Source organism: Lysobacter antibioticus, assembly GCF_000731095.1.
Classification (GTDB): domain Bacteria; phylum Pseudomonadota; class Gammaproteobacteria; order Xanthomonadales; family Xanthomonadaceae; genus Lysobacter; species Lysobacter antibioticus_B.
In genome coordinates this window covers 1-20,505 of record NZ_JMTZ01000168.1, presented here as the reverse complement: position 1 = coordinate 20,505, position 20,505 = coordinate 1, and the positions used below count along the sequence as shown (strand labels likewise).

23 protein-coding genes and 1 pseudogene are annotated in these 20,505 nt (G+C 67.7%); 19 read left to right on the top strand and 5 right to left on the bottom strand.

From position 1 onward, the window contains the following. Positions 1 to 94: 94 nt before the first annotated feature. The 11 genes and pseudogenes from EX88_RS0123260 to EX88_RS0123210 all read left to right on the top strand — a co-directional run bounded on the left by EX88_RS0123260 (position 95) and on the right by EX88_RS0123210 (position 9,380). Entirely contained in the window at positions 95 to 643 is a 549-nt protein-coding gene (locus EX88_RS0123260) for a hypothetical protein (protein ID WP_031374368.1), read from the top strand. 92 nt (positions 644 to 735) lie between these two features. Further along, the gene (locus tag EX88_RS0123255; protein WP_031374367.1) at positions 736 to 1,122 is read left to right on the top strand and encodes a DUF488 domain-containing protein; all 387 of its coding nucleotides are present in this window, start codon (positions 736 to 738) and stop codon (positions 1,120 to 1,122) included. A gap of 304 nt (positions 1,123 to 1,426) precedes the next feature. Then, entirely contained in the window at positions 1,427 to 3,085 is a 1,659-nt protein-coding gene (locus tag EX88_RS0123250) for a CTP synthase (RefSeq protein ID WP_031374366.1), read from the top strand. After that, positions 3,082 to 3,393 (top strand): hypothetical protein, encoded by a 312-nt coding sequence (locus tag EX88_RS0123245; RefSeq protein WP_152566446.1) that lies wholly within the window; start codon positions 3,082 to 3,084, stop codon positions 3,391 to 3,393. The genes EX88_RS0123250 and EX88_RS0123245 overlap by 4 nt, the downstream gene beginning before the upstream one ends. 91 nt (positions 3,394 to 3,484) lie before the next feature. Beyond that, positions 3,485 to 4,318 (top strand): 3-deoxy-8-phosphooctulonate synthase, encoded by an 834-nt coding sequence (gene kdsA, locus EX88_RS0123240; protein ID WP_031374364.1) that lies wholly within the window; start codon positions 3,485 to 3,487, stop codon positions 4,316 to 4,318. A 268-nt stretch (positions 4,319 to 4,586) separates the two neighbouring features. Further along, the gene (gene eno, locus EX88_RS0123235) at positions 4,587 to 5,873 is read left to right on the top strand and encodes a phosphopyruvate hydratase (RefSeq protein WP_031374363.1); all 1,287 of its coding nucleotides are present in this window, start codon (positions 4,587 to 4,589) and stop codon (positions 5,871 to 5,873) included. A 16-nt stretch (positions 5,874 to 5,889) separates the two neighbouring features. Then, positions 5,890 to 6,261, top strand: a pseudogene (gene ftsB, locus EX88_RS27290) (cell division protein FtsB); the annotation flags it as partial. 153 nt (positions 6,262 to 6,414) lie between these two features. After that, positions 6,415 to 7,104: a 2-C-methyl-D-erythritol 4-phosphate cytidylyltransferase gene (gene ispD, locus EX88_RS0123225; RefSeq protein ID WP_162835524.1), complete on the top strand. Its 690-nt coding sequence runs from the start codon at positions 6,415 to 6,417 to the stop codon at positions 7,102 to 7,104. 224 nt (positions 7,105 to 7,328) lie between these two features. Then, the gene (gene ispF / locus EX88_RS0123220) at positions 7,329 to 7,808 is read left to right on the top strand and encodes a 2-C-methyl-D-erythritol 2,4-cyclodiphosphate synthase (protein ID WP_031374360.1); all 480 of its coding nucleotides are present in this window, start codon (positions 7,329 to 7,331) and stop codon (positions 7,806 to 7,808) included. After that, a complete protein-coding gene (gene truD, locus EX88_RS0123215; protein WP_081931400.1) occupies positions 7,805 to 8,896 on the top strand; it encodes a tRNA pseudouridine(13) synthase TruD in 1,092 nt (363 codons plus the stop codon). Before ispF ends, truD begins: the two co-directional genes overlap by 4 nt. A 241-nt stretch (positions 8,897 to 9,137) precedes the next feature. Then, positions 9,138 to 9,380 carry a hypothetical protein gene (locus tag EX88_RS0123210; protein ID WP_152566445.1) on the top strand — a complete coding sequence of 81 codons (243 nt, stop codon included), beginning with the start codon at positions 9,138 to 9,140 and terminating at the stop codon, positions 9,378 to 9,380. Positions 9,381 to 9,431: 51 nt separating this feature from the next. Here the strand turns inward: EX88_RS0123210 and EX88_RS0123205 are convergent, their stop codons facing one another. Both EX88_RS0123205 and EX88_RS27400 read right to left on the bottom strand, forming a co-directional pair. Beyond that, positions 9,432 to 10,007, bottom strand: coding sequence for a Smr/MutS family protein (locus EX88_RS0123205; RefSeq protein ID WP_031374357.1), 576 nt, complete (start codon positions 10,005 to 10,007; stop codon positions 9,432 to 9,434). A 305-nt stretch (positions 10,008 to 10,312) separates the two neighbouring features. Then, positions 10,313 to 11,080, bottom strand: coding sequence for a helix-turn-helix transcriptional regulator (locus tag EX88_RS27400; protein WP_051885476.1), 768 nt, complete (start codon positions 11,078 to 11,080; stop codon positions 10,313 to 10,315). Positions 11,081 to 11,185: 105 nt separating this feature from the next. On the opposite strand from EX88_RS27400, the gene surE reads away from it, so the two are divergent. From surE to EX88_RS0123170, 6 genes are all read left to right on the top strand, one after another. Beyond that, positions 11,186 to 11,989 (top strand): 5'/3'-nucleotidase SurE, encoded by an 804-nt coding sequence (gene surE, locus EX88_RS0123195; protein WP_031374355.1) that lies wholly within the window; start codon positions 11,186 to 11,188, stop codon positions 11,987 to 11,989. Further along, complete coding sequence (locus tag EX88_RS0123190) at positions 11,986 to 12,666, top strand: protein-L-isoaspartate(D-aspartate) O-methyltransferase (RefSeq protein WP_031374354.1); 681 nt, start codon at positions 11,986 to 11,988, stop codon at positions 12,664 to 12,666. Before surE ends, EX88_RS0123190 begins: the two co-directional genes overlap by 4 nt. Before the next feature lie 25 nt (positions 12,667 to 12,691). Then, positions 12,692 to 13,306 carry a YqaA family protein gene (locus EX88_RS0123185; protein ID WP_031374353.1) on the top strand — a complete coding sequence of 205 codons (615 nt, stop codon included), beginning with the start codon at positions 12,692 to 12,694 and terminating at the stop codon, positions 13,304 to 13,306. A 60-nt stretch (positions 13,307 to 13,366) separates the two neighbouring features. Continuing rightward, entirely contained in the window at positions 13,367 to 14,164 is a 798-nt protein-coding gene (locus EX88_RS0123180) for a peptidoglycan DD-metalloendopeptidase family protein (protein ID WP_152566444.1), read from the top strand. Between the two features lie 43 nt (positions 14,165 to 14,207). After that, entirely contained in the window at positions 14,208 to 14,501 is a 294-nt protein-coding gene (locus EX88_RS0123175; RefSeq protein ID WP_031374351.1) for a hypothetical protein, read from the top strand. Between the two features lie 137 nt (positions 14,502 to 14,638). After that, positions 14,639 to 15,850: a hypothetical protein gene (locus EX88_RS0123170; protein WP_031374350.1), complete on the top strand. Its 1,212-nt coding sequence runs from the start codon at positions 14,639 to 14,641 to the stop codon at positions 15,848 to 15,850. A 179-nt stretch (positions 15,851 to 16,029) separates the two neighbouring features. On the opposite strand, the gene EX88_RS0123165 is transcribed toward EX88_RS0123170, so the two are convergent. From EX88_RS0123165 to yhbY, 3 genes are all read right to left on the bottom strand, one after another. Continuing rightward, positions 16,030 to 16,611, bottom strand: a complete 582-nt coding sequence (locus EX88_RS0123165; RefSeq protein WP_161786178.1) for a D-Ala-D-Ala carboxypeptidase family metallohydrolase — start codon at positions 16,609 to 16,611, stop codon at positions 16,030 to 16,032. Between the two features lie 47 nt (positions 16,612 to 16,658). Beyond that, complete coding sequence (locus EX88_RS0123160) at positions 16,659 to 17,033, bottom strand: Mth938-like domain-containing protein (protein WP_031374348.1); 375 nt, start codon at positions 17,031 to 17,033, stop codon at positions 16,659 to 16,661. Between the two features lie 102 nt (positions 17,034 to 17,135). Continuing rightward, positions 17,136 to 17,441, bottom strand: a complete 306-nt coding sequence (yhbY, locus tag EX88_RS0123155) for a ribosome assembly RNA-binding protein YhbY (RefSeq protein WP_031374347.1) — start codon at positions 17,439 to 17,441, stop codon at positions 17,136 to 17,138. A 78-nt stretch (positions 17,442 to 17,519) separates the two neighbouring features. Between yhbY and rlmE the strand changes: the two genes are divergently transcribed. Next, entirely contained in the window at positions 17,520 to 18,167 is a 648-nt protein-coding gene (rlmE, locus tag EX88_RS0123150; RefSeq protein ID WP_031374346.1) for a 23S rRNA (uridine(2552)-2'-O)-methyltransferase RlmE, read from the top strand. A 147-nt stretch (positions 18,168 to 18,314) separates the two neighbouring features. Beyond that, positions 18,315 to 20,222: an ATP-dependent zinc metalloprotease FtsH gene (ftsH, locus tag EX88_RS0123145; protein WP_031374345.1), complete on the top strand. Its 1,908-nt coding sequence runs from the start codon at positions 18,315 to 18,317 to the stop codon at positions 20,220 to 20,222. The last annotated feature ends 283 nt before the right edge of the window (positions 20,223 to 20,505 follow it).

Sequence of the window (20,505 nt, the reverse complement as noted above, 5' to 3'; positions counted from 1 at the left end):
GGCGGCTCGCCTCGTGCCCGACCGAGTTAATCTAGGCGTAATCGCCGATGCGGTCCCATGCATCGGCTGGCAGCGACTTTCGTTCGGGGGAGCGATGAAACTTCAACTGTGCGCCTTGTTCATCGGCGTATCGATCAGCTGCGGGGTGGCACGTTCCAAGGACGTGGATCCGGACAAGCTGGTGCCTGCGACCCAGGCCGGCGAGCTGAGATTGGATCGGTCTTTCACTTACGAGTACACGAGCTACCGGGTACTGCGCCAGTTCGTGTTGACGCCCGGCGTCTATCGGCCGGAGTTTTCGAGCAAGCAGGGCGTCTATTACCGTGGCCCGACGCATGCGGTCGAAATGGTTCTGACCTATGACAACGCCTTCGAGAAGAACCACGTCGAACGCAGGCCTCCGCTCGAGGGCGGGGTCTTCCTCGACCGTTCCGGCGCCGCGCTGATTTACCACTACGTGCAGGCCGCACAAGCGCCCGCCAGGAGTGCGCAGGAACCCGGCGGCGGGGCGATTCCCAACCTTGTCGATCGCTACCTCGCCTCCCGCGACGGCAAGATCACCTTTGCGCGGAAGATGCGGCCCAGCATGGATTTGGCGCGGCTGCTCAAGCCCGAATCGCCGCCGAGCGGGGCTGCACCCTAGACCCAGGTGGGGCATCGTCGATCGCCGGCTCGTTTTGCCTGCCGTTCCGGGGTAGCGTTAAGTCCGACAAACCCGCCGTCCGGGGAGGTTCGATGAGCGTCCGCATCGTCAGGCTTGGAAGCCCGCGCGCCGAGGGCGAGGGCACCCGCATCGGCACCGTACGGCGTCCGCCGCGCGGGGTGCCGAAGAGCGAGTTCGCGACCCAGGATTGGTACGACGTGTGGTTCCCGAATCTGGCGCCGAGCGCGGACACGATCAAGCTCGGCCAACAGGCGCAGACTCCGGCGCAATGGCAGGCCTTCGTGCGCAAGTACCGCGCCGAGATGGCCACCCCGGACGCCGGCCACACCCTGCAACTGCTCGCGACCCTGTCCCGGCACAGCGATTTCTCGGTCGGCTGCTATTGCGAGGACGAGGCGCATTGCCATCGTTCGGTCCTGCGCGAGCTGTTGGCCGAGAAGGGCGCCGAGCTGGCCTGAGCTGCTTAGCCTCCCAGGGTAGGAGCGGCGCAAGCCGCGACCGCGCGGCTTCGACCGCCGGCGCAGGTCGCGGCTTACGCCGCCCCGACCCAAGGCAGGGGACCGCGCTCGGAGAGCGCACTTGCGGCAGAGCTTGGGCCGCAACCTCCCCGGCCGGAACGTTCCGGCCCGATAACGCCGATTCCGCCGCAGGCCTTGCCGCAGCTGGCTTTGCGGGGCGTCCGGGCGATCGCCGGCGCTGTCAAGCAGTCGCGGGCCAAGCCGTCAGTCGGTAAACTACGGCTTTCCAGCGGCAGCAAAATCCATGACTCCCCTGATTTTCGTCACCGGCGGCGTGGTGTCCTCCTTGGGTAAGGGCATCGCGGCAGCCTCGTTGGCGGCCATCCTCGAAGCGCGCGGGCTGCGCGTGACGATGATGAAGCTCGACCCCTATATCAACGTCGATCCGGGCACGATGAGCCCGTTTCAGCACGGCGAGGTCTACGTCACCGACGACGGTGCCGAGACCGACCTCGACCTCGGCCACTACGAGCGCTACCTGCGCACGCGCCTGAGCCGCAAGAATTCGATCACGACCGGCCGGATCTACGAGAACGTGATCCGTAAGGAACGCCGCGGCGATTACCTCGGCGGCACCGTCCAGGTCATCCCGCACATCACCGACGAGATCAAGCGCTGCATCGTCGAGGCCACCGAAGGCTTCGACGTCGCCCTGGTCGAGGTCGGCGGCACGGTCGGCGACATCGAGTCGTTGCCGTTCCTGGAAGCGATCCGCCAGTTGCGCACCGAGCGCGGCCCCGAGCACGCGCTGTTCATGCACCTGACCTTGGTGCCGTTCATCGCCGCCGCCGGCGAACTGAAGACCAAGCCGACCCAGCACTCGGTCAAGGAACTGCGTTCGATCGGTATCCAGCCGGACGTGCTGCTGTGCCGCAGCGAGCAGCCGCTGCCCGACAGCGACCGCCGCAAGATCGCCTTGTTCACCAACGTGCCGGAAAAGGCCGTCATCTCGGCGGTCGACCTCGACAACATCTACAAGCTGCCGCAGTGGTTCCATGAGCAGGGCCTGGACGCGATCGTCCTCGACCGCCTGCGCATCCAGGCCGGCCCGGCCGAACTGCGCGAATGGAACGAAGTCGTCGATGCCACCGAGCATCCGGTCGACGAGGTCACCATCGCCGTGGTCGGCAAGTACATCGACCACCAGGATGCCTACAAGTCGCTGTCGGAAGCGCTCAAGCACGGCGGTTTGCGCCAGCGCACCAAGGTCAAGCTGAAGTGGCTGGAATCCAGCGAGATCGAGCGCGACGGCGTGGAATCGCTGAAGGGCGTCGACGGCATCCTAGTGCCGGGTGGCTTCGGCGACCGCGGCTTCGAGGGCAAGGTCACGACCGCGAACTACGCGCGCGAGCAGAAGATTCCGTACTTCGGCATCTGCTACGGCATGCAGGCGGCGGTGGTCGACTATGCGCGCCACGTCGCCGGCCTCGACAACGCCAACAGCACCGAGAACGACAAGAACAGCCCGCACCCGGTCATCGGCCTGATCACCGAGTGGCGCACCGCCACCGGCGAAGTCGAGCGCCGCAGCGAAACCAGCGACCTCGGCGGCACCATGCGCCTGGGCCTGCAGGACCAGCGCATCAAGCCCGGCACCCTGGCGCGCGAGTTGTACGGCAAGGACGTGGTCGGCGAGCGTCACCGCCACCGCTACGAGTTCAACAACCGCTATCGCAGCCAGCTCGAGGACGCCGGCCTGGTGATCTCGGCCAAGTCCATGGACGACCTGCTGGTCGAGATGGTCGAACTGCCGCGCAGCGAGCACCCCTGGTACCTGGCTTGCCAGGCACACCCGGAATTCCTGTCGACGCCGCGCGACGGCCATCCGCTGTTCATCGGTTTCGTGCGCGCCGCGCGCGAGGCCAAGGCCGGCGGCAAGCTGCTGCGTGAGGTCACCGGTTGAATCCGGCTCCGGCCGATCCGGACCCGGGCGCGCAAGCGCGGGCGAGCGTCGGCCGGCCTGCACGTAACGATTTTCGCGGTACCGGCCGTTGGCTGATGTGGCTGGCCGCGGCTGTGCTGGTCGCCGGATACCTCACGTATCGGGCGATCCTCGGCGAGGCCGCCGACGGTCTCGGCCTGCTGGGCGCGACCGTATTCACCATCACCCTGGCCATCGCCGGACCTTTGGGCTTGATCGGGGGCGTACTGTGGCTGGTCGGTGTGGTGCGTTCGGCGCGTTCGAAACGCTTAAGCGGGCCCGGGGCATGATCGCCGGGCCGCGATCGCCGGGCTTGTCTGCGGCGGGCGCGGCAACCACTGATGAAGATTCCTTCGTACTCATGAATTCAGGAAGCAAGCGATGAAACTCTGCGGCTTTGACGTCGGCCTCGACCAGCCTTTCTTTCTGATCGCCGGCCCCTGCGTGATCGAGTCGATGCAATTGCAGCTCGACGTCGCCGGCCAGCTCAAGGAAATCACTTCCTCGCTCGGCATTCCCTTCATCTTCAAGTCGAGCTTCGACAAGGCCAACCGCACCTCGGCGACGAGTTTCCGCGGCCCGGGCATGGAGGAGGGGCTCAAGGTCCTGGCCGAGGTCAAGCGCCAGATCGGCGTGCCGGTGCTGACCGACGTGCACGAGTACACGCCGATGGACGAGGTCGCCTCGGTCGTCGACGTGCTGCAGACCCCGGCCTTCCTGTGCCGCCAGACCGATTTCATCCAGAAGGTCGCGCGCGCCGGCAAGCCGGTCAACATCAAGAAGGGCCAGTTCCTCTCGCCCTGGGAGATGAAGCACGTCACCGCCAAGGCCCAGGCCACCGGTAACCAGCAGATCATGGCCTGCGAGCGCGGCGCGAGCTTCGGCTACAACAACCTGGTCAGCGACATGCGCTCGCTGTCGGTGATGCGCGACACCGGTTGCCCGGTGGTGTTCGACGCGACCCACTCGGTGCAGTTGCCCGGCGGCATGGACGGCAAGTCCGGCGGCCAGCGCGAGTTCGTGCCGGTGCTGGCGCGTGCGGCGATCGCGGTCGGCGTCTCGGGTGTGTTCATGGAAACCCATCCGCGCCCCGAGGAAGCCCTGTCCGACGGCCCCAACGCGGTGCCGCTGCCGAAGATGCGCGCGCTGCTCGAGACCATGGTCGAACTGGACCGCATCACCAAGAAGAACGGCTTCCTGGAACAAGATTTCTGATGTCGCCCGCGTTGCGGTTCGAACCCGGCCGCAGCGCGGCCGTCGCTGGGCCGGGGCGCGCGTCGTCCCGCCCGCATTCCGGCAAGCACCTATCGGGCTGGCCGGAGCGGTTCTGCCGCGCTGCCTGCAGCGTGTCCGTGCGGCCCCTCCGGATCGATTCGATCCGCCACCGAATGTCGCCAATTTCGACGGCGCCCACCCGGGCCGGCCGCGATCTCGGCTATCGTTCGTCCCGACCCCTTTCCCACTGAACCCCGACTCTTCCGACATGAGCACGATCACCCAGATCCACGCCCGCGAAATCCTCGACAGCCGAGGCAACCCGACCCTGGAAGCCGAGGTCACCCTGGCCGACGGCAGCTTCGGCCGCGCCCTGGTCCCCTCCGGCGCTTCGACCGGCAGCAAGGAAGCGGTCGAACTGCGCGACGGCGACAAGACCCGTTACCTCGGCAAGGGCGTGCGCAAAGCCGTCGAGAACGTCAACACCACCATCGCCCAGGCGCTCAAGGGCCTGGACGCAACCGACCAGGCCGGCCTCGACCGCCGCATGATCGATCTGGACGGCACCGAGAACAAAGGCCGCCTGGGCGCGAACGCGCTGCTTGGCGTTTCCCTGGCCAATGCGCATGCGGTCGCCGCCTCGCGCAAGCTGCCGCTGTGGAAGCATCTGGCCGGCGACCGCGCCGCGGTGCTGCCGGTGCCGATGATGAACATCATCAACGGCGGCGCCCATGCAGACAACAACGTCGACCTGCAGGAATTCATGATCCTGCCGGTGGGCGTGCCGACCTTCGCCGAGGCGCTGCGCGCCGGCGCCGAGGTGTTCCATGCGCTGAAGTCGGTGCTCAAGGGCCGTGGCCTCAGCACCGCTGTCGGCGACGAGGGCGGTTTCGCCCCCGACCTGCGCAGCAACGAGGAAGCGCTGGAAACCATCCTCGAAGCGATCGGCAAGGCCGGCTACAAGGCCGGCGAAGACATCCTGTTGGGCCTGGACGTCGCCTCCACCGAGTTCTTCGACAACGGCAAGTACCACCTCGTCGGCGAAGGCAAGCGCCTGACCAGCGAGCAGTTCGTCGACTTCCTCGCCGGCTGGGCCGCGCAGTACCCGATCGTGACCATCGAAGACGGCATGGCCGAGGACGATTGGGCCGGCTGGAAGCTGCTGACCGACAAGATCGGCAACAAGGTGCAGCTGGTCGGCGACGACCTGTTCGTGACCAACCCGAAGATCTTCAAGGAAGGCATCGACAAGGGCGTGGCCAACTCGATCCTGATCAAGGTCAACCAGATCGGCACCCTGACCGAGACCCTGGAAGCGATCGCGATGGCCGACGCGGCCAAGTACGCGGCCGTGGTCTCGCACCGTTCCGGCGAAACCGAGGACACCACCATCGCCGACATCTCGGTGGCGACCACCGCGACCCAGATCAAGACCGGCTCGCTGTGCCGCAGCGACCGCGTGGCCAAGTACAACCAGCTGCTGCGCATCGAAGAGCAGCTCGGTGCCGCGGCGAAGTACGCCGGGCGCGATGCGTTCGTGTCGCTGCGTCGCTGAGCGCGGCTGAGTCGCGATGGTCGAGAAGACGGGCAAGCGCTGGCTGAGCGTGCTGGTACTGGCGTTGCTGGCGCTGCTCGCTTTTCTGCAGTATCGGTTGTGGTGGGCCGGCGGCGGCAGCGGCGGCAGCGTCGCCGCGCTGCAGGCCCAGGTCGACGGCCAGACCCGCGAGAACCAGGGGCTGCAGCAACGCAACGACGCGCTCGCCGCCGAGGTCGAGGACCTCAAGTCGGGCGAGGCAGCGGTCGAGGAGCGCGCGCGCAGCGAGCTGGGCATGATCAAGCCCGGCGAGACGTTCTATCGCGTGGTCGAAGCCAAGCCGCAGGCGCCGGGTGCGAATGCGGCCGCGGCGGTCAGCGCGGTGCAGAACGGCGCGGTGCCGGGCGAGCAGGCCGCGCCGGAAGAATCGAGCCTGGAAGAACAGGTCGACGAACCGCCCAGCGAACTGCCGCCTCCGGCGCCGGAGCCTGTGCCGTCCGGGCCGCCGGCGCATTGAAGCCGTGAGCGCGGAGACAGCGTCGGGCATCTGTTACCGCAAGGGATACGAGACATGATCTGGGCCGTGATTCCCGCTGCCGGCCGCGGCCAGCGCTTCGGCGGGCCGACGCCGAAACAGTATCTGCATGCGGCCGGCAAGCCGCTGATCGAGCACGCTCTGAACGCCTTGCTTGCGCACCCGCGCGTGGCCGGGGCGATGGTCGCGCTGTCGCCCGGCGACACGCTTTGGCCGGGCTGGACCGAGCTGCACGGCAAACCGGTGTTGCGTTGTATCGGCGGCGGCGAGCGCGCCGATTCGGTGCTGGCGGCCTTGCGCGCGCTGCCCGAGGAGGTCGGGGACGAGTCCTTGGTGCTCGTGCACGATGCGGCCCGGCCGAACCTGCGTCGCGGCGATATCGATCTGCTGATCGCGGCGGCCGAAACCGGCGCCGACGGCGCGATTCTCGGTGCGCCCTTGCGCGACACCCTGAAGCGCGCCGCCGTCGGCCGCATCGCCGCCACCGAACCGCGCGACGGCCTGTGGCGCGCGTTCACGCCGCAGGCCTTCCGTCGCGGCGCCTTGACCGCGGCACTGGATGCAGCGGCGCAGGCCGGCGTGATCGTCACCGACGAGGCCTCGGCGATGGAGCGCATGGGCGCGAAACCGCACCTGGTCGAAGGCCGCGAGGACAACCTCAAGGTGACCACGCCGGCGGACCTGGCGTTGGCGGAATACCTGCTAGACAAAATCTGAGGAGATCGAAGTGAGGAGTGAAAAGTGAGGAGTGAGGAGCGAGCGAAAGCGCCGCATGCCGGCGCAACGCTCGGCTCCTGCTTCCGCTCACTCCTGAGTCCTCTTCGCTCACTCCTTCTGTGAGGAGTGAGCGACGGCGCGGCATGCTGGCGCCCAACGCTCCGGCTCTTGCTTCGGCTCACTACTCACTCCTCTTCGCTCATTCCTTTACCGCAGGTCCACTCATGAATATTCGAATCGGCCAAGGCTACGACGTCCACGCATTCGGCGACGGCGACCACATCATGCTCGGCGGGGTGCGCGTGCCGCACGACCGCGGCGTGGTCGCGCATTCCGACGGCGACGTGGTCATCCACGCGCTGTGCGACGCGCTGCTCGGCGCGCTCGCGCTCGGCGACATCGGCCAGCATTTCCCGCCCAGCGACGAGCGTTGGCGCGATGCCGACAGCCGCCAATTCCTGCGTCATTGCCAGGTGCTGATCGCCGAGCGCGGCTACAAACTCGGCAATGCCGACGTCACCGTGGTCTGCGAACGGCCCAAGGTCGGCCCGCACGCGCAGGCGATGCGCGAGGCGTTGGCCGCCGATCTCGGCGTCGAGCTCGATGCGATCAGCATCAAGGCCACCACCAGCGAACAACTCGGTTTCACCGGCCGCCGCGAAGGCATCGCGGCGATGGCGGTATGCCTGCTGGTGTCGGCATGAGCGAGGATTCGCAGGACGGTATGGCGCCGGTCGGCGCCACGCAGGACGCCGCGCTCGCCCGCGCCCACGGTGCGGCCGTGCTCAGCGCGCGCATCCGCACTTCGTCGGAGGATTTCCGGGTCGAGGAACTGCCCGGTTTCGCCGCCAGCGGCAGTGGCGAGCATTTGCTGCTGACCGTGGAAAAGCGCGGCATGAACACCGCCTTCGCGGCCAAGCGCATCGCCGCCTGGGCCGGCATCGGCGAGGTCGGGATCGGCTACGCCGGGCTCAAGGACCGGCATGCGGTCACCGTGCAGCGCTTCAGCGTGCACCTGCCCAAGCGCATCGCGCCGGACCTGGCCGGCCTGCAGGACGACGAGTTGCGCGTGCTCGACAGCCAATGGCATGCGAAGAAACTGCCGCGCGGCGCCTTGGCCGGCAACCGCTTCGTGCTGACCCTGCGCGAGATCGAAGGCGAGCGCGAGGCGATCGATGCACGCCTGGCCCACATCGCCGCACGCGGCGTGCCGAACTATTTCGGCGAACAACGCTTCGGCCGCGACGGCGACAACGTCGCCAACGCCCTGGCGATGTTCGGCGGGCGCCGGGTGCGCCGCGAGCAACGCAGCCTGTTGCTGTCGGCGGCGCGCTCGGAACTGTTCAATCGCGCCCTCGCGGTGCGCGTGGCCGACGGCAGTTGGGACGGTTTGCGCGACGGCGCGCCGCTCGCCGGCGAGGTCTGGGCCCTGGCCGGCAGCCGCAGCGTGTTCGGCCCCGAAGCCTGGAGCGAAACGCTCGCGCAACGTCTGGCCGCTTTCGACATCCATCCCAGCGGACCCTTGTGGGGGCGCGGCGAACTGCGCAGCACCGACGCGGTACGGGCGTTGGAGCTGGCCGCGCTCGAAGGCGAGCAGGTCTTGGCCCTGCGCGCGGGTCTGGAAGCGGCGGGACTCGATCAGGAGCGCCGTGCGCTGCGTCTGCGCCCGGATGGCCTGGCCTGGCGCTGGCTCGACGACGGTGCCCTGGAAGTGTCTTTCGCTTTGCCGGCCGGCGCCTATGCGACCGTGGTTCTGGCCGAGCTCGGCGAGATCCGTTCCGGCCCGGGCTGAGGTCGAATCCGCGTTCGCGCGATTCTCGCCAACCCAGGCGGCGCTTGCCTCAAACCAACGGATTCGCCCGCGTTCTCGCCGCTTTCGGCCTTCGTAAACGACCGTTCGTCGGGTGCGACGTGGTGGCACTGGTTCACGATTCCGGCCGGCGTATAAGCCGAAGGTGACAGCCGGCAGGTGCCGGTTGCCGTTCGGTCGCGCCAAGCCGCCGCCGGACTCCACCGCGTCAGGGAGTCGGGTCATGAACGCTATGTTGCGTATTGCCGTCCTGTCGTTGTCGGTGCTGGGCCTGGCGGCGTGCGCCGGCACCCAGACCAAGAGCAGCTATGCCGAGCCGTCGGTTTCCAGACACGCCGTCGCCGGCATGTCGCGCGACGATCATTACGTCAGCGCGGTCGAGCGCCTCGCCAAGAGCCGCGGCATCGAAGTGGTCTGGGTCAATCCGCCGGACCGCCGCACGATAGGCGGGCATCAGGAAGAGTGACGCCGCCGGCGGGTCCGCCCCGAGGGTCGGGTTCGAACTCGGCCCAGGGGCTCAGCGCCGTTTGCGCGGCGCGAGCAGTACCAGCACCGCTCCGGTGCCGCCCTGCGCGGGCGGTGCCGAGTGGAAGGCCAGGGTGTCGGCGCGTTGGCGCAGCATCCGGTCGACCAGGTTCTTGAGCACCGGCAGGCCGCGGCTGTCGACGAAGTCGTTGCCGCCGCCGCGGCCTTTGCCGTGGATCACCCGCACGCAGCCCACGCCGTGTTCGCGGGCATCGTTGAGGAAGGCGCGCAGCAGCGCCTCGGCCTCGCGCACCGGGCTGCCGTGCAGGTCCAGTTCTTCCTGCGCCGAGATCTCGCCGCGTTTCAGGCGCGCGAACACCCGCGGCGGCAATTCGTCGCGGCGATAGCTCAGCGCATCGCCGGCTTCGAGCAGGTTTTCTTCCAGGGCATGGCGGAACTCGTCGCGGGCCTCGGCCTCGTCGCGTTCGGCCATGCGTGCGCGCGGGCGCGGCTTCGGCGAGGTCGGCGGCAGCGGCGCGTCGGGCAGGCGGCGGACCTCGCCGATCGCGGCACGGAACAGGGCCGCGTCGTCGCTGTCGTCGTCGGGACGGTCGGGTGGGGGCGTCATGGCCACAGCATAAAAGCCCCGGCCCATCCTTGGGACCTGCGACCCGTCGGTATCGGGCCGGCACCGGGGAAAAACGAAAGAGCGGTGCGCGCCAAGAAGTCCCCTCGCGCCGTTCGGCGCGCATGCGTCGGCGAACACCGCGAGCATTCAGTTCAGCATGGACGGCGGGCGATGCGTGGGCCGGCCTGTAAGAACAGACAGGTGAGGGCCGGGCAGGGCAGATGCGGCCCGGGCGAGTGCCGGGGCCGAATCGCCGCGGGCTCGCAGGCGGCCGCAGCGATGACAGGCAGCGGGACAGACTGCGGTTATAGGAAGATCAGCCCCAGCGCCACCGCACGCGCGCAGGCGGCGCGCCGGCCCTTGACGCCGAGCTTGCGCGAGACCTGCTGCAGGTGGAAGTTCACCGTGCGCTCGCTGATCCGCAGGATCACCGAGATCTCCCACGAGGTCTTGCCGACCGCCGACCAGCGCAGCACTTCGCGCTCGCGTTCGCTGAGCGTCGGCAGCGGTTGGCGCTGGCGCATCAGGCGGTCGAGGGTGGCCTGCATGCAATTGACGAAATACACCGCCGAGGCGACCGTCGGGACCATCTCGCGCGGGTCGACGATCGCGGTGTGGGTGAAGGTCATGAACGACCAGCGCACGCCCTGCGACCAGCTCGGCACGGTGATGCCGCCGCGCAGGCCGTGTTCGCCGGCGATCTCGAGCGTGCGTCGCGTGCGCTGCATCAGGTAGACGCGTTGGCCGAGCTCGTAGCTGGTCTGGCCGCGACAGTTCCATGACGCCGCCGGCAGGCCCTCGCGGGCCTGGATGATGCGCGGGTCGGAGCGTTCGGCCTGGGCCGAGGCGAGGCCGGGATAGGTCTTGGACCAGTCGCTGGCGAAATCCTCGAAGTAGAAGAAATCCTTGGACGGCCCGCCGCCGTGGCCGGGCTGCAGCGCCGGCTCCTGCAGTTTCATCGCATAGCCATGATGCTGAAACCCGAGCGCCCTGGTATAGGCGGACGTGGCGGACTTCACTTCGTCGAGCGACTGGGCCCGAAACACGCGATCGATATGCTCCCAATACTGCATGCCTTACCTGCATTCAGTCGGTACGGAGCCCATCTTAACGCCAGGCGCCTGTCCGAACCCCCCGGCCAGATCGGGTATCATCCTGCCTTTGATTGCGGAATCCTCATGCGCGTATTGGTCAGCAACGACGACGGCGTCGACGCACCCGGCATTCGCATTCTCGCTCAGGGGCTGCGCGAGGCCGGTCACGAGGTGCTGGTGGTTGCTCCCGATCGCGACCGCTCCGGCGCCAGCAATTCGCTGACGCTGGACATGCCGATCCGCGTGCACAAGCTCGACGAGTCGACCTGGCGCGTGTCCGGCACCCCGACCGACTGCGTGCACGTGGCGATCACCGGCATGCTCGAAGCCGAGCCCGACATCGTCGTGTCCGGCATCAACAATACCGCCAACCTCGGCGACGACGTGATCTATTCGGGCACCGTCGCCGCGGCGATGGAAGGCCGTTTCCTCGGCCTGCCGGCCGTGGCCATGTCGCTGGCGACCGCCGACCACGTCGGCCATCACTACGAAACCGCGGCGCGCGCGGCGGTGGAGATCATCGCCCGCCTGCGCACCGATCCGCTGCCGGCCGACACCATCCTCAACGTCAACGTGCCCGATCTGCCCTGGGGCGAGATCGCCGGTTTCGAAGTCACCCGCCTGGGCAACCGCCACCGCGCCGAAGCCTGCACCCCGCAACAAGACCCGCGCGGCCGCCAGTGGTGGTGGATCGGCGCGGCCGGCGCCGAGCAAGACGCAGGCCCCGGCACCGACTTCCAGGCCGTGCGCACCGGCAATATCTCGATCACCCCGATTCACGTCGACCTGACCCGCTATCAGGCGCTCGAACAGGTCGCCAGTTGGGTCGGCGGCCTGGCCGCCGCGCTCGCGCAGCCGGAGCCACGGGCGCCGGAGTCGACCGCATGATCCAGCGCATGCGCCTGCAGCCCGAAGCGATCGGCAGCGGCCTGACCTCGCAGCGCGTGCGCGACCGCCTGGTCGAGCGCCTGCGCGAGGCCGGCATCCGCGACGAGCGCGTGCTCAACGCGATCCGCACCGTGCCGCGCCACCTGTTCGTCGACGAAGCGTTGGCGATGCGCGCCTACGAAGACACCGCCTTGCCGATCGGCCACGGCCAGACCATTTCCCAACCCTGGGTGGTGGCCAAGATGACCGAGGCCCTGCTCGAAGACGGCATACCCGGCAAAGTGCTGGAGATCGGCACCGGCTCGGGCTACCAGGCCGCGATCCTCGCCGCGCTCGGCCTGGAAGTGCATACCGTCGAACGCATCGGCGAGTTGCTGCGCACCGCGCGCAAGCGATTCCGCCAACTCGGTCTCAACGTGCGCAGCAAGCACGACGACGGCCGCATCGGTTGGCCCGAAAACGGTCCCTTCGACGCGATCATCGTCACCGCGGCCGCGCCTGCGCTGGTCGATGCCTTGACCGACCAGCTCGCCGTCGGCGGCACCCTGATCGCGCCGGTCGGCGCGTCCTCGTCGCAGTCGCTGTTGAAGCTGCGCAAGGACGCCGACGGCAACATCAGCCAACATACGCTCGCGCCGGTGGTCTTCGTGCCATTGCTGTCGGGCATGATCGACTGACACCTCACCCGACAGGGGTTCGCTTTTGAAGATCTTCGGACCGCTCTACGAGCGCGCGTTGACCTGGGCCCGGCATCGCCACGCGCCGGCCTATCTCACCGGCTTGAGCTTCGTGGAAGCCATCATTTTCCCGATCATGCCCGAGGTGATGCTGGCGCCGATGTGCGTCGGCGCGCCGCGGCGCGCGTTCTGGTTCGCCACCTTGAGCCTGATCGGCTCGATGGCCGGCGCCTTGGTCGGCTATGCGCTGGGCCATTACGCCTTCGAGGCGCTCAAGCCGGTGTTCGCGGCGATGGGCATGCTCGCCGGCATCGAGTCCGGCATCGCCACGGTCCAGGCCAAGATGGCCGAATCGCCGTGGGCGGTGTTCACCTTCCTGGTCCTCGGCGGTTTCATGCCGATCCCGATGAAGGTGTTCACCTGGGCGTCGGGTATCGTCGGCGTGCCTATGCTGCAATACGTGCTGAGCATGTTGATCGGCCGCGGCAAGCGCGTGTTCCTGCTGGCGCTGGCGATCCGCATCGGCGGCGAACGCGCCGAGGCGACGCTGCGACGCTACATCGAGCCGATCGGCTGGATTGCCACGGCCATCATCGCGGTCGCCGTAGTCTGGCTGATATGGCGCTCGCAGCAGGGCTGAGGCCGCTGCGGACCCCGCAATGACGAAACACCGGTACATGGACGCTGCAAGAGGATGCGCATGATCAAGACGACCCGGACCCCGACCCTGGCGATGGCCGCCTGCGTTCTGGCCGCGCTTGCCCTGATCGGCTGTTCGAGCACGGTGGTCCGCGAACCCTCGCGCGGTCATTCCAGCCGCGGCCCGTCGCGCCCCTCCTCGCGTCCGGCGCCGCCGCGTCCATCCAGGCCGAAGCCCGGCGCGACCATCGTCGTGCAGCGCGGCGAAGGCTTGTACCGCATCGCCACCAACAACGGCATCCAGGTCGCCGACCTCGCCGCCTGGAACGGCCTCTCGCCGCCTTACACCCTTTACCCGGGCCAGCGTCTGCGCCTGTACCCGTCCAGCGGCGGCGGGACTCGCCCATCGCCAGGGGCACCGTCGAGCGCGGGCACCAGCGCGCCGCGCCCCGTGCCGGCGGCGCCGGTCGCCGCACCGATCAACAGCGGTATCCGCTGGCGTTGGCCGGCCGACGGCCCCTTGCTGAGCCGCTACGTCGCCAACGAGCCGACCAAGCAGGGCGTCGACATCGCCGGCTCCAGCGGCGCCGCGGTCCGCGCGGCTGCCGACGGCGTGGTGGTCTATTCGGGCACCGGCCTGGTCGGCTACGGCGAGCTGATCATCGTCAAGCACAACGAACAGTGGCTGTCGGCCTACGGCCACAACCGCAAGCGCCTGGTCAACGAGGGCCAGGTGGTCAAGTCCGGCGAACAGATCGCCGAGATGGGGCGCAGCGGCGCCGCGCGCGACATGCTGCACTTCGAGGTGCGCTACAACGCCAAGCCGGTCGATCCGTTGTTGTACCTGCCGGCGAAGTAATCGGCCGCGCACCCGCCGTCGCGGCGGGGCGCCGAGTCAGCCCATGGATTTCGCGACCTTGAAAGCGGCCTGGCCATGGATCGACATCGTCGACTGTCCGGGCCGGTTCGTGCTCAAGGATGCCGATCCCGCGCTGATGCCCGCGGACCTGCTCGGTTCCGATATTCCCGTGTCCGAACACCGCAGCATCCGGGCGCGCGACGCGATTCTCGTCGCGCGGCTGATCGATGGCGGCCTGATTTCCTATCGCCGGGCCGACGGGGGCTGCCTGCACACGCTCAATACGCCCGAAGGCATGGCGCGGAAACTGTCGCAGTTGGGCCTGGCGCCGCCTTAGGCGCGGCCACGCATCGCCACCGCGCCTGCCGTTTGCCGATGCGCCGTGCCCCGGGATTCGACCGCAGAAGCACCCGCGCGCGAGCGTGGGCCGGATCGATGCAGAATAAGCCGCGAAAAACAGTCTGAAGGATCAGCATGTCGACACCGCCCGACGAAGACAACACCCGGCCGCTGAGCCTGGACGAGATCGCTCGCCTGGATGCGCTCAAGTCCGACGGCGTGCCGGCTGCGATATTGATCGTCGTGGTGACGCTCGTGGTGGTGTTGATAACGTGGGAACGTTACGGCGCTTTCTGGACCGCGGTGGAATTGCTCGTCGGCCTCGCAATGGCGGCGATGACGGTGCTGGGCCGTTCCGGCGCCAACGCGAATCTTCAGGCCGACATGGACGGCGGTATCAAGCGGCTCGCCGTGGCGACGGTGGTGAAAGTTACTCATGATGATGAGCAATCTCGCTGCCGCATCCAACTGCGGACCGAGGAAACCCCGCCGTGCACGCTCGAATTTACCCCGCCGGACCGCGTGTTCTTCGAGGTCGAATACGGCGAGCAAGTCCGCATCGCCTATGTGCCGGTCAGCAAGACCGTCATCAGCGTCGTCGCGCTGGGATGCGAGTACGAGTTGGGTGCGCAGAGTACGGCTTCGCAGGCCGCACCGGAGCACGACGATTCGGCCGACGCGCGTCTGCAACTGCGCAGGGCTCAGCGCGACGCCGCGCGAAAACTGCGACGGACCGCGCCGTCCACGCGAGCGGATCTCGACCGTCAGGACGATCTTGGTCAGCTTCGCCCGGAAGCGACGGCGAGCAGCGATGACGCGCCGCAAGCGGCGAAGCCGCGCGTAACCGGGCCCCTCAACGGACACGACCGGGACAGATTGGCTGCGAGGCGAGTGAGCGGTTGCGGAATCGTCGCGTTCCTCTGCATCCTGGGCCTGGTTTTAGCGGTGGTATGCATTTTGGCCAGCTTGAACGGCATCGGCGCAGGAGCGACCGCGGCCATGGTGGTTGCGGTTCTCCTGGCGGCGGCCGTGGTGGCTTTCGTCGTGACGAACGAAGACGACAAGTTGCAGTCCGACCTGGACATGGGGGTCAAGGTCAGCGTCTGCGGCCGCATCAGCCACATGCGTACCGAGAGTTCCGAGGGCGGCGGCAGCCCTTATTGCTTCATCACGGTGACGGTCGACGAGCCGCCGCCGCGGACGATCGTGTTCCTGGTGGAAAGCCGCTTGTTCCATGCGCTGCTGCCGGAAGATGCGGTGCGCATCGTCTACGTCCCGGCGAGCAAGACCCTTCTGCATCTGCAGACCGACTCGTACAGCTACTCGTTGCGCCTGGAACCGGATTGACCGCGATCGGCGGCGCTCGATCGAGTGATGACAAGCCGAGGGGCGGCGAAGCTCGGCCGCGACGACGGGACAGCATCGATATCGGAGTCGGTGGCCGGATCGATGCCGATTTCGACGCGGTGGTTCGACAGCCGCGAAGGCGGCGTGCGGAGCGACGTCGCTCTTTATGGCGCTGCGGGTCAGTTTGCGTGATGTTTCAGGCGAGTGCCGGGCACGCACTGCGATGTCCGGTAGGTGTAGTCGTGCCCCCAGGTGCGGAACCCGGTGGTGTCGATGTGCAGATGGCGAGCGTCGTAAAACCCGAGGCCGAAGCCGCTCGCCGGTCCGAGCCGGCGCCAGAACGCGCACAGCTCGCGTGTCGGGGCGTCGGTGGCGAGATCGAAATCGTAGGCGCCGCCGCTCATGTGCCGGCTGCGCGAGCTGCCGCCTTCGCAGCGATTGAGGGCTTTGTCGCGGTATCCGGACGTGATCTCGGCGCCGTCGAGCAGCCCGGCGCGGCGCAGCTCGGCGATCAGGCGCAGGCTGCGCACCGTGTCGGGCCAGGCCGGTTTCGGCGGCAACGCGAACTCGGGCGCACCGCAGAGGCGCCAGCGGCGGCCGCTGCGCAGCAACTGCATCATCGGTACGGACTCGCCAGCGCCGTGAGCGAGCAGATAACGGCGGTATTCCTCGACCGCGGCGCGGTGGCCGTCGCCGAGCCAGCGCTGGTAGCGCTGCGCCGGCGTGGGCAGGGTGCAGGCGGCGAGCAGGATTGCCGGCATCAGGACGAGGCCAAGCGCAGGCCAGCGCAAGCGCGGCCCGGCCGAGCTCATGCGCCGAGCACGAACCCCATGACGATGCGCCGGCCTTCGCCGGCCAGCACGTTGAAGGTGCGCGCGGCGGCGGGGTTGGTCATGGTTTCCAGGCCGACGCCGCGGCCGAGGCAGGCGGCCAGGGTCGCGGGCGGCGGAAACGCCTGGGTCGCGCCGCAACCGAGCACGATCAATTCCGGCTCCAGGGCGAACACCGGCGCCAGGTCTTCGATGGTCAGGGTCTTCACGTCCAGTACCGGCCAATCCTCGATCAGCCGGTTCGGCGCGAGGATGAAGCTGCGTTCCAGGCGGCGATCGTTGACCAGGGCGACCTGGCCGTCGGCGCCGCGCAGGAAGAACTCGTGATCGGGACGTTCCAGGGTCAGTTGCATGGGCGATCGGGAATCGGGAGTCGGGAATGGCTTGAAGCCAGAGTGGAGCTGGGGCGGGGGGCTTTCCGATTCCCTATGCCCGATTCCCCATTCCCGGCTTTATCAAGTCCGCGGCAGGACGATCTGGCGCTTTTCCTTGCTCGGGCGGTACAGCACGGCAGTATGGCCGATGCGCTGGACCAGGGCGGCGTCGGTACGCTCGGCAATCTCAGCGATCGCTGCGTCGCGAGTGTCGCGGTCTTCGGCGCCGACCTTGATCTTGATCAGTTCGTGGTGCTCGAGGGCGTTATCGACCTCGGCGACCAGCGCATCGGTGATGCCCTTGCCGCCGACCTGGAGCATGGCCTTGAGGTCGTGGGCCTGTCCGCGCAGGAAACGGGTCTGGGCGGAGGTCAACAGGGTGGGCATTGGGTCACACGAACGGAGCGGGAGGGGCGCTCAGGGTATCATGGCGTCCCCAACCCCCACCGGGACGGCCGCCCGCACATGGCGACCCGCAGCAAAAGCAGCCAACGCTGGCTCAAGGAACACTTCTCGGACCCCTTCGTAAAGAAGGCCAAGGCCGAAGGCTTGCGTTCGCGCGCCGCCTACAAACTCGAAGAGCTGGTCGAGCGCGACCGGCTGCTCAAGCCGGGCATGGTCGTGGTGGACCTCGGCGCCGCCCCGGGCGGGTGGTCGCAATGGGTCCGCCAGGAGCTGGACCGCCTCAACGCGGCCAAGCCGGGCCGGATCATCGCCCTGGACATCCTGGAGATGCCCGGCCTGGCCGGGGTCGAGTTCATCCTCGGCGATTTCCGCGAGGACCAGGTCTTAACCCAGCTCGAGCAGGCCCTGGCCGGGCAGACCGTGGACCTTGTGCTGTCGGACATGGCCCCCAATATGAGCGGTGTGGACGCGGTGGACCTGCCGCGGGCGATGCACCTTTCCGAGCTGGCGATGGATTTCGCCGACCGGCACCTAAGGGTCGACGGCACCTTCCTGATCAAGCTGTTCCAGGGGGTGGGCTTCGATGATTACGTGCGGGAACTGCGCCGTCGCTACGCCAAGGTCTCGATCCGCAAGCCGGCGGCCTCGCGCAAGCGATCCCCGGAGGTGTACGCGCTGGCGCAGGGCAAGCGGGCCACGCCGACCTGAACGCCAAGGCGTCGGGCCGGCGGCCGGCCGACCCAGCTGCTTTTGGCAGGTGTCCGGTGGCGGGTGGTGTGACAATCTGAGCGGTACCGCCGGCGCAAGAGGCGTCGGAGGACACGAGGCCCCACAGGGCCGCAGGCTAGGAAATACATGAACGATTTGGCCAAGAATCTGCTGCTTTGGGTAATCGTCGCCGTCGTACTGATGGTGGTGTTCCAGGCGTTCGGCCCGCGTGCGGCGGGCACCGATGCGATCTCCTACGATCAGTTCATCGCCCAGGTCCAGAGCGACCGGGTCAAGGAGATCAAATTCTCCGACGATCGCACCACGATCACCGGCACGCGCAAGGACGACACCAAGTTCACCACCTATGCCGCGCAAGACCCTTACCTGATCAACGACCTGCTCAATCACAAGGTCGAGACCGTGCAGACGCCGCAGTCGAGCAGCCCGTCGCTGGTGGTGATCCTGATCAACGTCCTGCCCTGGTTGCTGTTCATCGGCATCTGGGTCTATTTCATGCGCCAGATGCAGCAGGGCGGCAGCAAGGGTGCGATGAGCTTCGGCCGTTCGCGCGCCAAGCTGCAGGGCGAGGACCAGGTCAAGGTGACCCTGGCCGACGTCGCCGGTTGCGACGAGGCCAAGGAAGAAGTCGGCGAGCTGGTCGAGTTCCTGCGCGATCCCTCCAAGTTCCAGAAGCTCGGCGGCAAGATCCCGCGAGGCGTGCTGATGGTCGGCCCGCCGGGTACCGGCAAGACCCTGCTCGCGCGCGCCATCGCCGGCGAAGCCAAGGTGCCGTTCTTCAGCATTTCCGGTTCCGACTTCGTCGAGATGTTCGTCGGCGTCGGCGCCAGCCGCGTGCGCGACATGTTCGAGCAGGCCAAGAAGCACGCCCCCTGCATCATCTTCATCGACGAAATCGATGCGGTCGGCCGTCATCGCGGCGCCGGTCTCGGCGGCGGTCATGACGAGCGCGAGCAGACCCTCAACCAGTTGCTGGTCGAGATGGACGGTTTCGAAGGCGGCGAAGGCGTGATCGTGATCGCCGCGACCAACCGCCCCGACGTGCTCGATCCGGCGCTGCTGCGTCCGGGCCGTTTCGACCGCCAGGTCGTGGTCGGTCTGCCGGACGTGAAGGGCCGCGAGCAGATCCTGCGCGTGCACATGCGCAAGCTGCCGCTGCACGACGACGTCGAGCCGATGACCATCGCCCGCGGCACCCCGGGCTTCAGCGGCGCCGACCTGGCCAATCTCTGCAACGAGGCGGCATTGTTCGCCGCGCGCGAGAACGGCAAGGACGTGCGCATGGAGCACTTCGACAAGGCCCGCGACAAGATCCTGATGGGCGCCGAGCGCCGCTCGATGGCCATGAGCGAAGACGAGAAGAAGCTGACCGCCTACCACGAGGCCGGCCACGCCATCGTCGGCCGCGTCGTGCCCGAGCACGATCCGGTCTACAAGGTCACCATCATTCCGCGCGGCCGCGCCCTCGGCGTGACCATGTACCTGCCGGAAGGCGACAAGTACTCGATGAACCGCGTGGCCATCGAATCGATGCTGTGCTCGCTGTACGGCGGCCGTGTCGCCGAGGAGCTGATCTTCGGCGTCGACAAGGTCACCACCGGCGCGTCCAACGACATCGAGCGCGCCACCAAGATGGCCCGCAACATGGTCACCAAGTGGGGCCTCAGCGACGAGATGGGCCCGATCGCCTACGGCGAAGAAGAAGACGAAGTCTTCCTCGGCCGTTCGGTCACCCAGCACAAGAACGTGTCCAACGAGACCGCGCGCAGGATCGACGAAGTCGTGCGCGGCATCCTCGACAAGGCCTACGGCCGTACCTCGCAGATCCTCAAGGACAACCTCGACAAGCTGCACATGATGGCCGAGGCCCTGCTGCAGTATGAAACCATCGACGCCGCGCAGATCGACGAGATCATGGCCGGCCGCGAGCCGGGTCCGCCGGCCGATTGGGCCAAGTCGGGCCGCATCTCCAAGGACGACCCGGGTCCGGGTCGCCCCGGCAGCCAGATCGGCGGGCCTGCGGCGCAGACCTGAAGGCCGGGATTCGGGTTTCGGAACTCGACATCGGTAAAGCAAAAGCGAACGGCGCCCGAGAAATCGGGCGCCGTTTTGTTTGGGCCGGGATTTGGGATTCGGGATTAGGGATTGGCAAAGGCCAGAGCCTGGAAGGACATCCAGGTCAGCTGGATATCTTTGCTTCCGACCGGAGATGAAAGCCCCAGGACGCTTGCGTAAGTTAGAGGCAGCGCGAAAACTCTTCCCGATTCCCGATTCCCGATTCCCGATTCCCGATTCCCGATTCCCGATTCCCGATTCC